At 67.9% G+C, this 13,684-nt stretch carries 11 protein-coding genes and 2 pseudogenes; 5 read left to right on the top strand and 8 right to left on the bottom strand.

The window, feature by feature from the left end:
• Positions 1 to 132: 132 nt before the first annotated feature.
• The gene (locus tag CSEG_RS17725) at positions 133 to 639 is read right to left on the bottom strand and encodes a VOC family protein (RefSeq protein ID WP_013080608.1); all 507 of its coding nucleotides are present in this window, start codon (positions 637 to 639) and stop codon (positions 133 to 135) included.
• 277 nt (positions 640 to 916) lie between these two features.
• Between CSEG_RS17725 and CSEG_RS22720 the strand changes: the two genes are divergently transcribed.
• Complete coding sequence (locus tag CSEG_RS22720) at positions 917 to 1,456, top strand: hypothetical protein (protein ID WP_013080607.1); 540 nt, start codon at positions 917 to 919, stop codon at positions 1,454 to 1,456.
• On the opposite strand, the gene CSEG_RS17715 is transcribed toward CSEG_RS22720, so the two are convergent.
• The 4 genes from CSEG_RS17715 to CSEG_RS17700 form a co-directional block, all read right to left on the bottom strand.
• The gene (locus tag CSEG_RS17715) at positions 1,453 to 2,130 is read right to left on the bottom strand and encodes a class I SAM-dependent methyltransferase (protein WP_013080606.1); all 678 of its coding nucleotides are present in this window, start codon (positions 2,128 to 2,130) and stop codon (positions 1,453 to 1,455) included. The two genes, CSEG_RS22720 and CSEG_RS17715, sit on opposite strands and share 4 nt — an antisense overlap.
• A 46-nt stretch (positions 2,131 to 2,176) precedes the next feature.
• Positions 2,177 to 2,593, bottom strand: a complete 417-nt coding sequence (locus CSEG_RS17710; RefSeq protein ID WP_013080605.1) for a hypothetical protein — start codon at positions 2,591 to 2,593, stop codon at positions 2,177 to 2,179.
• Positions 2,593 to 3,927 carry a flagellar protein export ATPase FliI gene (gene fliI, locus CSEG_RS17705; protein WP_041538736.1) on the bottom strand — a complete coding sequence of 445 codons (1,335 nt, stop codon included), beginning with the start codon at positions 3,925 to 3,927 and terminating at the stop codon, positions 2,593 to 2,595. The genes CSEG_RS17710 and fliI overlap by 1 nt, the downstream gene beginning before the upstream one ends.
• Positions 3,928 to 4,017: 90 nt before the next feature.
• A complete protein-coding gene (locus tag CSEG_RS17700; RefSeq protein ID WP_013080603.1) occupies positions 4,018 to 5,019 on the bottom strand; it encodes an alpha/beta hydrolase family protein in 1,002 nt (333 codons plus the stop codon).
• Positions 5,020 to 5,127: 108 nt separating this feature from the next.
• Here CSEG_RS17700 and CSEG_RS17695 point away from each other — a divergent pair, with 108 nt between their 5' ends.
• From CSEG_RS17695 to CSEG_RS21720, 4 genes are all read left to right on the top strand, one after another.
• Complete coding sequence (locus CSEG_RS17695) at positions 5,128 to 5,952, top strand: LytTR family DNA-binding domain-containing protein (protein WP_013080602.1); 825 nt, start codon at positions 5,128 to 5,130, stop codon at positions 5,950 to 5,952.
• Between the two features lie 420 nt (positions 5,953 to 6,372).
• Positions 6,373 to 7,068 carry a response regulator transcription factor CtrA gene (gene ctrA, locus CSEG_RS17690; protein ID WP_010920871.1) on the top strand — a complete coding sequence of 232 codons (696 nt, stop codon included), beginning with the start codon at positions 6,373 to 6,375 and terminating at the stop codon, positions 7,066 to 7,068.
• Between the two features lie 247 nt (positions 7,069 to 7,315).
• Positions 7,316 to 8,692: a M23 family metallopeptidase gene (locus tag CSEG_RS17685; RefSeq protein WP_041538734.1), complete on the top strand. Its 1,377-nt coding sequence runs from the start codon at positions 7,316 to 7,318 to the stop codon at positions 8,690 to 8,692.
• Positions 8,693 to 8,718: 26 nt separating this feature from the next.
• Positions 8,719 to 9,909 (top strand): class I SAM-dependent methyltransferase, encoded by a 1,191-nt coding sequence (locus CSEG_RS21720; protein ID WP_013080600.1) that lies wholly within the window; start codon positions 8,719 to 8,721, stop codon positions 9,907 to 9,909.
• A 117-nt stretch (positions 9,910 to 10,026) separates the two neighbouring features.
• Here CSEG_RS21720 and CSEG_RS17675 read toward each other — a convergent pair whose 3' ends face one another.
• The 3 genes and pseudogenes from CSEG_RS17675 to CSEG_RS23810 form a co-directional block, all read right to left on the bottom strand.
• On the bottom strand, positions 10,027 to 11,325 hold the full coding sequence (locus CSEG_RS17675) for a M20/M25/M40 family metallo-hydrolase (RefSeq protein WP_013080599.1): 1,299 nt from the start codon (positions 11,323 to 11,325) through the stop codon (positions 10,027 to 10,029).
• Positions 11,326 to 11,394: 69 nt separating this feature from the next.
• A pseudogene (locus CSEG_RS17670) lies at positions 11,395 to 13,457 on the bottom strand (phosphocholine-specific phospholipase C).
• Positions 13,458 to 13,600: 143 nt separating this feature from the next.
• A pseudogene (locus CSEG_RS23810) lies at positions 13,601 to 13,684 on the bottom strand (hypothetical protein); the annotation flags it as partial.

The following is a 13,684-nucleotide window of genomic DNA, read 5'->3' as shown; positions in this document are numbered from 1 at the left end:
AACCGGTTCGCTACATCCGTAGCGCTACATTTGTAGCGGCAAAAGTGAACTCGCTGTAATGTGGAGGGTCTCGGCAAGAGGGGCGGCGGTGTGGGGGAGCGCCGCCCCTCTCTCCCTTGAGCGTGCTCGCCCTTAAGCGTGCTCGAGCGTGCGCGCCTGGGGCTGGTGGGCGTCGAGGGCCGTGTTCGGATCGGCCATCTCGGTCACCGCGTTGGCGAAGCTCAGATATTCGGCGGCGAAGTCCAGCGGCAGGACCTCGACCAGCCAGGCGTTCTCCACCCACACCTCGATCACGTGGAAATGGCCGCCGCGATCGCAGACATAGGCGTGCCAGCCCAGAGCGGCGGCGCGGGCCAGCACGTCTTGCCGCGCGATCGAGACGCTCAGCGCGAAATGGGTGGGCGAGCGGCGGTCGGCGCCTTCGGCCTGGCGTTCGAAGACCGCGCCGGGATCGCCGTTCGGGACCATGACGCTGCCGGCCGGATAGATCTCGATGGCGGTGCCCATGCCGTCGGCCTTGAACACCATGTAGCTCCCCGGATTGGGGGGGAAGTCGACGACGGTCCCGCCCATGATGTCGGCGAAGAACTCGGCCACGCCTTTCGGATCGGCGGCGCTGACGGACAGATGATGGATCACGATATACCCCTAATGATTGGGCGCAGCGAGGCTATGGACGCGCGACGACTGTCGCGCACCTCGGCCTGAGCTCGCCAATTGCTGTTCAAAAAACGGCGTTACGCGCCGGAGCGGCGGGGTTTACGGGCGCTCACCTCGAGCCTCAACTTACAAGACCTTCATGACCTCGAATTAACCTTGAGCACGATCGCCGGGCCGCTTTCGACGCGGCGCACGGGTTGATCCAGGACAATGCCCCCGCGAGGCGCCGATGGCCTACCGAAGGCCGGAGGCGTCCATGTACCTAGAAGCGTTGGGCGGATGGCCAGGCATCCTGGCTTTCGTGCTTGTTGTCATCTGTATCGCGTCGATTTTCGGATTTCGGGTCTCGTGGCCCAAAGCATCCAGAACGGTGACCGGCCGGGAAATACGCGGGGCCGGGCGCGCCAGCGGGACTCCCGAGCAGCGGCCCGCCGCCGCTCATCGCGGGTTCGACGAGGTGGCGCAGGAGAAGTTGGAGCCTCTGCTCCGCAACGTCGTCGATCGGGCCGGCGCGCACGGTTTCGAAGCGCGGCTCGAGGTGGCGGGCGAAGGCCAAGCGTCGAAGTATCGCTTGGAGATCAAGCGCCCAGACCATCCGGCCGACCAGCCGCTGCCCTACATCACCTTTTCGGCCGGCGACGCCGGTCTGGTGGACGTCGTCTATGGCGGCATGTACCCCGGTCCGATCGATCACAACGGACACGACACCGAGATCGGCTGGCGCACGGTCTACTGGGATCAGGTCGACAACGTCCTGGCGACCTTTACGCACAAGGTCTTCGCGCGGTTCGACTAATCCCGGATCGCGATCAGCGATTTCGTCACCACCAGGACCTTCTCGTCGATGCGCCGCGCGTCGGGGAAGAGGAACTGGAACTGGGCCTTGTCCAGCAGGCGGGCGTGCTGGACGGCGCGCATGGCCTCGCCCATGTCGGCGGCCTTGGGCCACCAGCCATAACCCCGCTTCAGCAGCATGCGGGCCCGCGTCTGCTCCGAGCGCCAGTGGAAGAAGGCCGACGAGAAGTGCGGCTCGATCGGAAACCAGAAATACGGCGTCTGGACGTAGTAGCGCGGCGCGAGGCGCCGGCACTCGCCAGCGAAGGCTTCCATGCGCGGCCAGTCGCCGACATGCTCGACCACCGAGTTGGAGTGGACGAGATCGAAGCTCTGGTCGCCGTGGTCCGACAGGTCGCAGGCGTCGCCGACCACGGCGCTGAACAGCGGATCGTCGACGGTGAAGGGCTGCGGATTGAACAGGCTGACGTGGACCTTGCGCGACTCCAGGAAGTCGCGGTCGAACAGCAGCCGCCAATAGGCCGGCTCGCCGCCCAGGTCGGCGATGCGGCACTGGCCGCGCTCGGCGAAGGTCTTCTCGATCAGCGCCACCACATGGGCGGCCCGCGCGCGCCGGAAGCGCGTCGCCAACGAATTGGCGCGGCCTGTTTCCTGAAGCGCGTGAATGAGGCTCATGCCGCAGCTATCGGGCGGGCGGCTTGAGATTTCGTGTATGGCGAGGTCAGAACCCCGCCGCCTTGCGGCGCAGGCCCAGCTCGTCCAGTTGGGCGGACTCGAAGACGCCCAGCTTCTTGGCGGCCAGAACCTTGGCCTGTTCGGCGACGTGCTCGTACTTCTTGAGGTTCTCGAAGGCCTCGGAGAGGGCGTCGCGGGCTCCGGCTTCTTCTTCCAGGTGCAGGTCGATCTCGAGCAGCATTTCCGCGCGACGGCGCTTATGGCCTTCCCGGTAGCCGATCATGTACCAGCCGGCCGAGGCGTCGCCCTCGGCGCGCTTGGCCTCGGCCTCGGCCTCGGCGTCCAGCATGGCCACGCGCATCTCGGCCGCCGTGCGGCGCTCGACGATCTCGGCGAGGCGTTTCTGCAGGGTCTCGACTTCGTGGGTCGAGATGCGGATCAGCGAGGCGGCCCACTTGGTCATCAGTACTCACTCTGCAGGATCTGGCCCAGCAAGCCGAAAGAGTCGTCGAGACTGGTTGCCTCTTCCTTATCCTGGCTAAGGAAAGCCTCGATGGCGGGGTTCAGGCGGATCGCGCGGTCGACCACCGGGTCGGCCCCGGCGCGATAGGCGCCGATGCGGATCAGCTCTTCCATGTTCGAATAGGCGGCCATCACCTGGCGCGCGCCCTTGACGATGTCGCGCTCGTGCGGGAGCTGGCAGCCTGGCATGGTCCGGCTGATCGACTTCAGCACGTTGATGGCCGGGAAGCGGCCGCGCTCGGCGATGGCGCGCTCCATGACGATGTGGCCGTCCAGGATACCGCGCGTGGCGTCGGCGATCGGCTCGTTGTGGTCATCGCCGTCCACCAGCACGGTGAAGAGCGCCGTGATCGGCGCGGCGGTGGTGCCGTCGGCGCGGATGGGCCCCGGGCCGGCGCGCTCCAGCAGCTTGGGCAGCTCCGTGAAGACGGTGGGCGTGTAGCCCTTGGTGGTCGGCGGCTCGCCGGCGGCCAGGCCGATCTCGCGCTGGGCCATGGCGAAGCGGGTGACCGAGTCCATCAGGCACAGGACTTCCTGGTCCTGGTCGCGCATGTATTCGCTGATCGCCAGGGTCATGTAGGCGGCCTGGCGGCGGGTCAGGGCCGGCTCGTCCGAGGTGGCGACCACGACGACGGCGCGGCGCAGGCCTTCCTCGCCCAGGGTCTCCTCGACGAACTCGCGGACCTCGCGGCCCCGCTCGCCGATCAGGCCGACGACGACGGCGTCGCAGGTGGCTTCTTTCGCCAGCATCGACAGCAGCACCGACTTGCCGACGCCCGAGCCGGCGAAAATGCCCAGGCGCTGGCCCCGGCATGTGGTGGTGAAGACGTTCATCGAGCGCACGCCCAGATCCAGGCGCTCGCCCACCCGGCCGCGGGCGTGGGCCGGCGGCGGGGCGGTCTTCAGCGGATAGGGAACCTCGCCCTGCGGCAGCGGACCCAGGCCGTCGATCGGCTCGCCGAAGGCGTTGATGATCCGGCCCAGCCACGCCTTGGTCGGGCGGACCACGGCGCCTTCGGGGACGATGCGGATCTCCGCGCCGGGCGCGACGCCCTCGACGGGGCCGAAGGGCATCAGCAGGGCGCGGGTCTCGCGGAAGCCGACCACCTCGGCGGGCAGGGCGGTCTGGCCCAGACGCTCGATCTCGACCCGGGCGCCGACCGCCAGGCGGGTCAGGCCGCCACGCGCCTCGATCAGCAGGCCGTTCACGGCGGCCACGCGACCATAGACGGTCAGCGGGTCGAGACGTTCGACGGCGGCGATGAGACTGCGCAAGCTGGACCCCGAAAACCCCACGGCGGCGCCGAACTTGACCGTTGCCTCCGTGTCGCCACAGTCGGGCAACGTGGTTAACCAGGTGTGAAATCAGCGTCGGGGTGCGACGTCTTTGGGTGCGACCAATTGGTCGATGAAGAAGCGCGCCACGGCGGCGTTGAAGTCGCGGTGGAAAGCCTGGCGGTCGAAGCCGGGCGCGCTGGCGCACAAATAGGCCAGGTCGGCCGGCGGCGTGGCGGCGCAGGGCGCCAGAAAGTCGAAGTGCCCCGCATGGGCGACCACGCGATAATCGTGTGGACGTTTGAGGTTCCGGTGCACGGCCTCGGCGTAGTCGTCGCCGGGCAGGATCTCGTCGTCGGCGGCCTTCCACAGCTGCACGGGCGCGGTGATCCCCTTCAGGCCGTCCTTGCGGAAAGTGAAGCCCAGGGCCGGGGCGGCGGCGACCACGGCCTTGATGCGCGGGTCGTGAACCCAGCGGGCGGTCAAGGCGCTGGCCGGCGCCGGGCGGCTGGCGGTCAGCTTGCAGTCGAAGTTGCTGGGAGACTTCAGGCAGTGGCCGACCATCCGCGACAGGTCCGGCTCTCCGCCCGCCGCCGCCAGCACCGTGAAGCCGCCGGACGAGAAACCGAAGGCGCCGACGCGATCGGGGTCGATCTTCGCCTTCAGGGGTGAGCTGTCCAGCATCCAGCCGATCAGGGCCGACAAAGCGGCCGGTCGGTCGGTCATGGCGGTGGCGCGGCTCTGGTCGCGGTAGTTGTCGCCGGGATGGGTCAGGGCTGCGACCACGAAGCCGGCCTCCGCCAGGGCCTGGGCCGTGTCGGCGTGGCCGCTGAAAGCGCCGCCGTTGCCGTGCGACATGACGATCAGCGGCAGGCGCTCGCCAAGGATCGGCGCGCCGGCCGCCACGGTCTGGGCGTTGAGGCCCAGCTTCATCGGCGAGGGCGCGGCGTCGGTGGGATACCAGACCCCGACCTCGACCGGCGGCGCGTCGGGGCGCGGCTGTTGCAGCACCATGAAGCCGGCGTTGGCGGCCAGGGCGGGGGTGGCGGTCGCGGCCAGCAGGGCGGCGGCGAGGAGGGCGCGGAGGGACATGGGGGAACCTTCGAGAATGACGATGTCGCCGCTTTCGCCGGCGGAGCGGGTGTCTCGCCAGGGGTTCTGCGCGAATGGGCGAACGGGTTCGCGAGCGGGCGAGCGGTCATGGGCTGGCGACTCCGCCGGGCCTGGTCCTATACGAAGGACATGACCGCCCACCGCTCGACAGCGCCGCTGATGGGGACCGCTCGCGAATGGGCGGTCGACCTGGCCGTCGCCGTGGGGATCGGCGTGCTGCTGGGGCTGATGGGGCCTTTCGGCAGCTTCTTCAACGGCGGGGTTCCGGTGCGGATCGCCTACTGGGTCGGCAGCGTCGTCACCGGCATGGCGGTGATCAGCGGCCTGGCGCGGTTGGGTCTGGCCCTGGCTTGGCGACGGGGCTGGCCGCTCTGGGCGGTGTTGCCGCCCGTCGTGCTGATCGGCGCCCTGCTGCAAGGCGCGCCGCTGCGCCTCGTCGCGGTGGCCCTATGGCCGGAGATCGGCAGGCTGGTCACGCCGCTGGCGTGGTACGGCCAATGCGTGGCGATCACGACGCCGATCGTCCTGGCCTACTACTTCATCCGCATCCGCCCGCTCGTCCGCGCCCGCGCGCGCGAGGCGCTGGTTCCGGTGACGGCGCCCGCCTTCACCGTCGATCCGGGCGCTGTCCTCTATCTGAGGATGGAGGACCACTATGTCCGGGTGCGGAGCGAGCACGGCTCCAGACTCGAAATGGGGCCGCTGGCGCGGGTCACCGCCGGGCTTTCCGGCGTCGAGGGGTTGCAGACCCACCGGTCGTGGTGGGTGGCGCGGCGGGCCATCGCGGGGGTCGAGCGCGACGGCCGAAACCTGCGTCTGCGTCTTGTCGACGGCCAGACCGCGCCGGTCAGTCGCGCCTCGGTGGCCAAGCTTCGCGCCGCCGGTTGGCTGGCCGACGAAAACTTGATCTGAAGCGCCGCGTCCCGGCGTCGCAGGCTTTGAAGCGGCGACGATGAGAAGAGCGCCGCCGACCGCCAAGCAACGGCCGGAAATCTCGCGACAGAACGCCGCAATAGCACCGGAACCGCCCTGTGATACGACCCTGGATTAACAGTTGCGGGCGCTCGATGAGGCTTGTCGGCTATCGGGTTTCGGTCTGGGCGAGCGTGTTTTGGAAGGCCCGGAAACGCTGGGTGCGACGCCTGCGACCAATGTGCCAAAGCGTCAGCGGACGGCTTGCACCCGATTCGCAAATCAGATTAACCATTCGACCAACACGAACATTCACCATTAACCAGTCTTAAATTAACTCTCCGGCAGGATGGTCGAAGAGTTTAACCGGCGGTATTCCGCCAAGACGTCGAATTACGCCTGAATGGCGTGGAGGGGCTCATGCGCGTACTGTTGATCGAGGATGACAGCGCGACCGCGCAGACGATCGAGCTGATGCTGAAGTCCGAGGGCTTCAACGTCTACACGACCGATCTGGGCGAGGAAGGCGTGGATCTGGGCAAGATCTACGACTACGACCTGATCCTGCTGGATCTGAACCTTCCCGACATGAGCGGCATCGATGTTCTGCGCACCCTGCGGGTCGCGAAGATCAATACCCCGATCATGATCCTGTCGGGTTCGTCCGAGATCGACACCAAGGTCAAGACGTTCGCCGGCGGCGCCGACGACTACATGACCAAGCCCTTCCACAAGGACGAGATGATCGCCCGCATCCACGCGGTGGTCCGTCGTTCGAAGGGTCACGCCCAGTCGGTCATCAAGACTGGCGACATCGTCGTCAACCTCGACGCCAAGACCGTCGAAGTGAACGGCAACCGCGTGCATCTGACCGGCAAGGAATATCAGATGCTCGAGCTGCTCTCCCTGCGTAAGGGCACGACCCTGACCAAGGAAATGTTCCTGAACCACCTGTACGGCGGCATGGACGAGCCCGAGCTGAAGATCATCGACGTCTTCATCTGCAAGCTGCGCAAGAAGCTGGCCGCTTCGGCGCACGGCAAGCACCACATCGAAACCGTCTGGGGCCGCGGCTACGTCCTGCGCGACCCGAACGAGCAGGTCAACGCCGCCTAAGGCGAAACTCTTTAGTAGCGTAACAGTAAGCGTACCCAAGACGCCCGCCGGAAACGGCGGGCGTTTTCTTTTTGGGTCAATGGCTTAGCTTGCGTGGCGATCCACCCCGTGACAAATCGACCGAAGCGCCGAATAGTCGTTGCCGCTGGCTGCGGGGGCGACCATGGTCCGGCGCGAAAACAACGACTGGGGGGCTTCCCAGCCGTGTGACTACGATTTGCGCGGCGTCGACATCGACGGGGGCACGATGCAGGAATTCGATCCGCGACGCAGCGCCACGCGCTGGGCGCCGAGGCTCTTTACCGCTGTCGCCGGCCTGGCCGCGTTGGGCCTGGGCCTGAAACTGACCGCCGACGACGTGAAGTCGCCCGCCGACAAGGCGCCGCTGGATCCCGCCGCCCTGGCCGCCCTGCAGCATGTCGCCTTCGCCGGCGCAGAGGCCCAGCCCGGCTTCGAGCGTCCCGAGAACGTCGAGGTCAAGGTGCGGCCCGGTGAGACCCTGCTCGGCGCCGTCCAGCGCGCGGGCGTGACGCCGGAAGAGGCCCGCCAGGTCGTCTCGGTGCTGCAAGGCGCGATCGACACCGTCAACATCAAGGCCGGCATGGCCTTCGAGACCGCCATCGCCCAGCGTCGGGACCAGCGCGGTCCGGCGCGGCTGATCGGCCTGTCGATGCGCGCCAGCCCGTCCTCGACCCTGACCGTCTCGCGCACCTTCGACGGCGCCCTGCGCCTGCGCGAGCTGGAGGAGAAGGTCCGCGACGAGAAGAAGGTCGCGTGCGGCGAGATGAACGGCTCGTTCTATGAGAGCGTGGCCAGCGTCGGCGGCACCCCGCAGGTGATCAGCCAGGCGGCCAAGTTGTTCTCGCACAAGATCGACTTCTCGCGCGACATCCAGGAAGGCGATCGCTTCTGCCTGGTGTTCGAGCGCAAGGTCACCGAGAGCGGCCGCACCATCGAGGCCGGCGACCTGGAATACGCCGAGGTCAAGGGTCAGAAGTTCTACGCTTTCGATCGTCGAGACCCAAATAGCGGTGGGGGGGACGGCAAGACCCAGTTCTTCGACGAGATGGGCAAGAACATCAAAGGTTTCCTGCTGCGCACGCCCGTCGACGGCGCGCGGATCACCTCGGTGTTCGGCATGCGTCGCCACCCGGTGCTGGGCTACACCCGCGCCCACCAGGGCGTCGACTTCGGGGCGGGGACGGGCACGCCGATCCTGGCCGCCGGCGACGGCGTGGTGCTGGAGGCCCGCCGCTGGGGCGGCTACGGCAACTGGTTGCGCATCCGCCACTCGGGCAATTGGGACACCGGCTACGGCCACGTCTCGCGCTACGCCCCCGGCATCCGTCCGGGCGTGAAGGTCCGCCAGGGCCAGGTGGTGGCCTATGTCGGTTCGACCGGCCTGGCGTCGGGCCCGCACCTCCACTACGAAATCTGGCAGCGCGGCCAGCGGGTCAATCCGATCGGCGCAAAGGTCCCCCAAGGCACGGTGCTGGCCGGCTCGGAGCTGGCCGCCTTCCGGTCGCAGAAGGCCCACATCGACCGCATGCTGGCGGATGGTGGAGCGGTCATGGACACACCGAAGCTGGCGATGACGGATTTGCGAGAGCCCAAGCTGCGCTAAGTATATCTTTCGGTTAGTACGGCGGAATGGACAACGTCACGACGCGAGTCGCCGCCCAGTACTCGGCCTACAGCTATCCCGAAGCTTTCGTCGATCTCGACGTCCGCGTGCGGTCGGGCCACGCTGAGTATGGCGATCCATCTCTGTTCGAGCGGATGTTCTGGCCGGAGGGAGCGCGCAAGGCGCCGCCCCGCATCCTGATCGCCGGCTGCGGGACCGTGCAGGCGGCCGTTATCGCTTACAATAATCCGGCGTCTCGTGTGGTCGGCATAGATCTTTCGGACGCCAGCTTGGGGCACGAACGTTTCCTGCGCGAGAAGTTCGAACTGACCAACCTGGAGCTCTACCAGGGCGATCTCCGCGAAGTGGGCGAGATCGGCGAAAAGTTCGATCTGATCGTCTCGACCGGCGTGCTTCACCATATGGCGGATCCGGCTGAGGGGTTAGCGGCCCTCAAGTCGGTGCTGGCCCCGGATGGGGCCATGTACATCATGGTCTATGCGGCGGTCGGGCGCGCAGGCGTCTATCTGTTGCAAGACGCCTTTCGGCGCATGGGCTTGTCGCACACGCCGGAGGATGTGGCCTTCGCCCGTCGCGTGCTGGACCTCCTGCCGATAGACCATCCGGTGCAACGCTACCGCCATACCGTGCAGGACCTTAGCTACGACGCCGGCTTCGTGGACAGCTTTCTTCATCCACAGGATCGGGCCTACACCGTGCCGCAGCTGTTGGACTGGGTTGAGGGCGTCGGTCTGGGCTTCCAGTCCTGGATGCAGAACGCGCGCTATGAGCCACAGGCTTTTTTGCCGCCCGAGGTCGCTGAAAGATTGGCGCCCCTATCGGATCGTGATCGCTGGGCGTCGGTTGAGGCTCTGCAAGGATCTCTTCTCCGCCACTCGTTCATTCTACGCCACGCAGACCAGGTCCATCGCTTGGACCTAGAAAGCGATGATTTCCTCACCTACAGGCCATGTCGCTTCCCAAACGCTCGGCTTGAGGTTCAGGAGGGAGCCATGCACGTGATCAGCGGCCCCGGCCGCTTTCCGGTCAGCCCCGCGGAAGCGGCCACGTTCGAGTGGTGTGACGGCGCACGAACGATCGCCTCCATGGAGGCCGACCCGCTTTTCGCGGCGTTTGATCGCGAGGCCCGGTTGGCGTTCTTCCGCGGGCATTTCCTGCGCATGTGGCGTCTCGGCGTGATGATGTTCCAACGCTGAAGTCGACGCCGACCAACATCGTGAGCCGCCACAGAGCGCTCGCGCTCTTAGCCTCGACCGGCTCCGGAGATTGCGAGGCTATGGCGCGCGGCCATCGAGGGGCGCGGCGGCTCGAGCTCAGTCGGCGCCCGCGACCGCCAGCAGGGCCGCCAGGCCCACGCTCATGCCCTTCACCGTCGGCGCCTTCTCGATGTCGATCCACTCGTCGAGGGCGTGGGCGCGGCCGCCGAGGAAGCCCGCCCCGATGGTCAGCGCCGGGATCCCCAGGCTCATCGGGATATTGGCGTCGGTGGAGCTGGCCTCGCGCGAAGGCTTGTAGCCGAGGGCTGTGACCGCCGCCTGGGTCAGCACCGAGATCTCGGCCGTCTCGGGCGTGGCGCCCGCCGGACGCTCGCCGATCACCTTGGCCTGGTAGGTCACGACGCCGGCGCGCGTCGATCGGGCGGCGTTTTCGCTGGCCACCGCCTTATCGAGAATACCGATCAGGGTCTGATCCAGCTTGGCGAGCTCGGCCGCGCTCTCCGAGCGCATGTCGAACTCCATGAAGACGTCGTGCGGGATCGAGTTCACCGAGGTGCCGCCGCCGGTGACGCTGGCCGAATAGGTGGTCTTGGGCTTTTTCGGCGGCTCGACCGCGTAGAGGTCGGTCACCGCCTTGGCCATCGCGGCCATCGGGTTGACGATGCCGAACGCGCCATAGCTGTGGCCGCCCGGGCCGGAGAAGGTCACGCGATAACGCTTCGAGCCCGTCCCCTGGTCGACGATGTGCTCCGGATTGGCGCCGTCCATCGAGAAGAAGGCGCTGATCCGGCCCTTGTACGGGCCCTTGTTGAACAGGTGGCGGACGCCGCGCAGATCGCCCGGGCCTTCCTCGCCGACATTGCCGACGAACAAGATGTCCTTCTTGGTCTTGATCCCGGCCGCGTCCATGGCCCGTACATAGGCCAGCAGGGTCGCCAGGGCGCGCGTGTCGTCGCCGATCCCCGGCGCCATCAGCTTGGCGCCCTCGCGACGCACCTTCACGTCCGTGCCCTCGGGGAAGACCGTGTCGAGGTGGGCGGCGATGACCACGAACGGGCCCGCGCCCTTGGTCGCGGTTCCAGGACGCACGCCCATGACGTTGCCCTCGGCGTCCATCTCGACGTTCGTCAGGCCGTGGGCCTTGAGCATCTCGAGATAGGCCTTGGCCCGCTTCTCTTCCTTGAAGGGCGGGGCGGGAATCTCGGTCAGGGTGATGATGTCGGCGACCGTGCGGTCGTAGTCGGCGTCGAGCTTGGCGACGGCCGTCTTGAAGGCCGGGGAGGCGACCAGCTTGCCGACGGTCTTGGCTGGATCAGCTTTGGGCGCGGCGATCGCCGGCGCCGCCGTCAGGGCCAGGGCGAGAGCGGCGAGGGAGACGGCGTGGCGAAGGGGCATGGCGGCGAATCCTTGGAAACGCCGCCACCCTAGACCGTCATCCAACGGGAAGCGAAGCGCTGTGACGCCTTAGACCGTCAGCAGCGCCGGACCGCCCATCCAAGGGTCACTGATCGAGTCCTTGCCGGTCTCGATCCGGCCCGAGACCCGGCGCCGCCAGCCCGGGGCGCCGTCGAGGCGGGCGGTGAGGTCGTACCAGCCCTGACGGGTCGGGAAGGCCTTGGAGCGGGTCTCGCCCGGCGCCAGGGTCACGTTCAGGCTTTCGCCGTCCAGGACCTCGACCGACAGGGCGCGGGGCGCCTGGCTGGTGTTGACGGCGCTGACGAGCAGCGTGTCGCCCTCGGCGCGGGCGCTGATCTCGACGCCCTCGTCATTGCCCGCGAAGCGGCGGTGGAAGCCGTTCGGGCCCAGCACCCACAGATCATAGGGGCCGGCCGGCCAGACGTCCTCCAGACGCGTCCCGGGCGCCAGGGTGTAGCGGCGCGGAACCGTCTCCAGCCGCAGGCGGTCATAGACGTGCAGCACGGCCGCGGCCGCGCCCAGGTTGGCCAGCGTCAGCCGCGCCGCGCCGTCGCGGACCTGGGCGTCGACGCTCAGGGCGTAGGGCAGGGCGCGCGAGGGCCGCGTTCCCTTGGCCTGAACGGGCGCGACCACGCTCGTCGGCGTCGGCGGCTTGGTGCGACCCAGGGCGTTAGCGCGCTTGGCGGCCTCGGCGGTCGGCGGCAGGGGCGCGAAGGGCTTGGCGTTCGGCGTCTTGAAGTCGAAGCAGGTGGTCAGGTCGCCGCAGACCGCGCGCCGCCAGGGGGCGATGTTCGGCTCCATCACGCCAAAACGCGCCTCCAGGAAGCGGATCACCGAGGTGTGGTCGAAGACCTGGCTGTTGACCCAGCCGCCGCGGCTCCAGGGCGAGATCACGTAGAGCGGCACGCGCGGGCCCAGGCCATAGGGCCGCCCCATCAGGTCGTCGCGCTCGGACTTGGCTTCGGTCGGGTTGCGCACGTGGTGGCGCATGCCGGTCTCGTCGACCGTCGAGCCGCCCAGCGGCTTGCCGTCCGCGCCGAGCGAGGCGGGCGAGGGCGGGGGCATGTGATCGTAGAAGCCGTCGTTCTCGTCGAACATCACCAGGAACACCGTCCGCGCCCAGACCTTGGGATCGGCGGTCAGGGCGTCGAGCACCCGGGCGGTGTAGTCCGCGCCCTGGGCGGGGCTGGAGGGGTTGGGATGCTCGGAATCGGCGGCCGGCGCGATGATCCACGAGACCTGCGGCAGGCGGCCGGCCAGAACGTCCTCGCGCAGCTTGTCCAGGTGCCAGGTCGACAGCCCCAACTGCTTGAGGCGCGGATCAGACCCCGGCGCGTCCTTGTAGGCGTCGCGATAGGCCTTGAAGCCCGCCAGCGGGGGTTGTCGGTGAAGTTGTCGGCCATGTCCTGGTAGATGCGCCAGGAGACGCCGGCTTTCAGCAGCCGCTCGGGATAGGTGGTCCAGCTGTACGACTCCTTGGAGCCGCCCTTTTCGGCGAAGTTGTCGTGGCTGTTCGAGATCGACGGACCGCCGGCCTTGCCCGCGGGGTCGTTGGTGCCGGTCCACAGGAACAGGCGGTTGGTGTTGGTCCCCGTCTGGGTGGCGCAGTGATAGGCGTCGCAGAGGGTGAAGGCGTCGGCCAGGGCGTACTGGAACGGGATGTCGGCGCGCTGGAAATAGCCCATCGACCAGGGGTGCTTGGCGTCGGGCCAGCGGTCCATGCGGCCCTGGTCCCAGGCGTCCTGGGCGTCGGTCCAGCTGTGCGGCGTGCCCTCGACCCGCATGTGGGCGAAGGTCTCGGCGCTGTTCAGCGCGAACGGCGCGAGCAGCTTGTCCTTGCCGTGGGCCTGGACGAACACCGAGGCGTCCTTGCGGCCCGCGGCGTCGCGGACGGGCGCGGGGAAGCGGTCGCCAAAGCCGCGCACGCCGTTCAGGGTCCCGAAATAGTGATCGAAGCCCCGGTTCTCCTGCATCAGGATCACCACATGCTCGACGTCCTGGATCGCGCCGCTGCGGACGTCGGCGTCGATGGCGGCCGCGCGCGCCAGCGCGGGCGGCAGGCTCAGGGCGCCGATGGCGGCGAGCAAGCCGCGACGATCGATCTGGGACATGGCGGAACTCCGATGAACTGCCGCCGGAAATAGCACGGCTTATTCGTCAGTCCTGTGACAACTGGACTAGACCAGATGTTTGCCTTGGGACTTAGCGCCCCCTCCGTCTCGCTGCGTATCCGCAGCGATCCACCTCCCCCGTTTCACGGGTGAGGAGAAGTGTCTCCCTCCTGCCCCGCTTGCGGGGGAGGTGGCGCGGCGCCGATAGGCGACGTGACGGAGGGGGC

Origin of the sequence: Caulobacter segnis ATCC 21756 (assembly GCF_000092285.1) — a bacterium.
GTDB lineage: Bacteria > Pseudomonadota > Alphaproteobacteria > Caulobacterales > Caulobacteraceae > Caulobacter > Caulobacter segnis.
This window is presented reverse-complemented; position numbering and strand designations above follow the sequence as displayed.

Bases quoted from the DNA above. Each gene is read 5' to 3' on its own strand.
- CSEG_RS22720 (WP_013080607.1), top strand. From the start codon at position 917: ATGTACCTAGAAGCGTTGGGCGGATGGCCAGGCATCCTGGCTTTCGTG.
- CSEG_RS17715 (WP_013080606.1), bottom strand. From the start codon at position 2,130: ATGAGCCTCATTCACGCGCTTCAGGAAACAGGCCGCGCCAATTCGTTG.
- CSEG_RS17710 (WP_013080605.1), bottom strand. From the start codon at position 2,593: ATGACCAAGTGGGCCGCCTCGCTGATCCGCATCTCGACCCACGAAGTC.
- CSEG_RS17700 (WP_013080603.1), bottom strand. From the start codon at position 5,019: ATGTCCCTCCGCGCCCTCCTCGCCGCCGCCCTGCTGGCCGCGACCGCC.
- CSEG_RS17695 (WP_013080602.1), top strand. From the start codon at position 5,128: ATGGGCTGGCGACTCCGCCGGGCCTGGTCCTATACGAAGGACATGACC.
- ctrA (WP_010920871.1), top strand. From the start codon at position 6,373: ATGCGCGTACTGTTGATCGAGGATGACAGCGCGACCGCGCAGACGATC.
- CSEG_RS17685 (WP_041538734.1), top strand. From the start codon at position 7,316: ATGCAGGAATTCGATCCGCGACGCAGCGCCACGCGCTGGGCGCCGAGG.
- CSEG_RS21720 (WP_013080600.1), top strand. From the start codon at position 8,719: ATGGACAACGTCACGACGCGAGTCGCCGCCCAGTACTCGGCCTACAGC.
- CSEG_RS17675 (WP_013080599.1), bottom strand. From the start codon at position 11,325: ATGCCCCTTCGCCACGCCGTCTCCCTCGCCGCTCTCGCCCTGGCCCTG.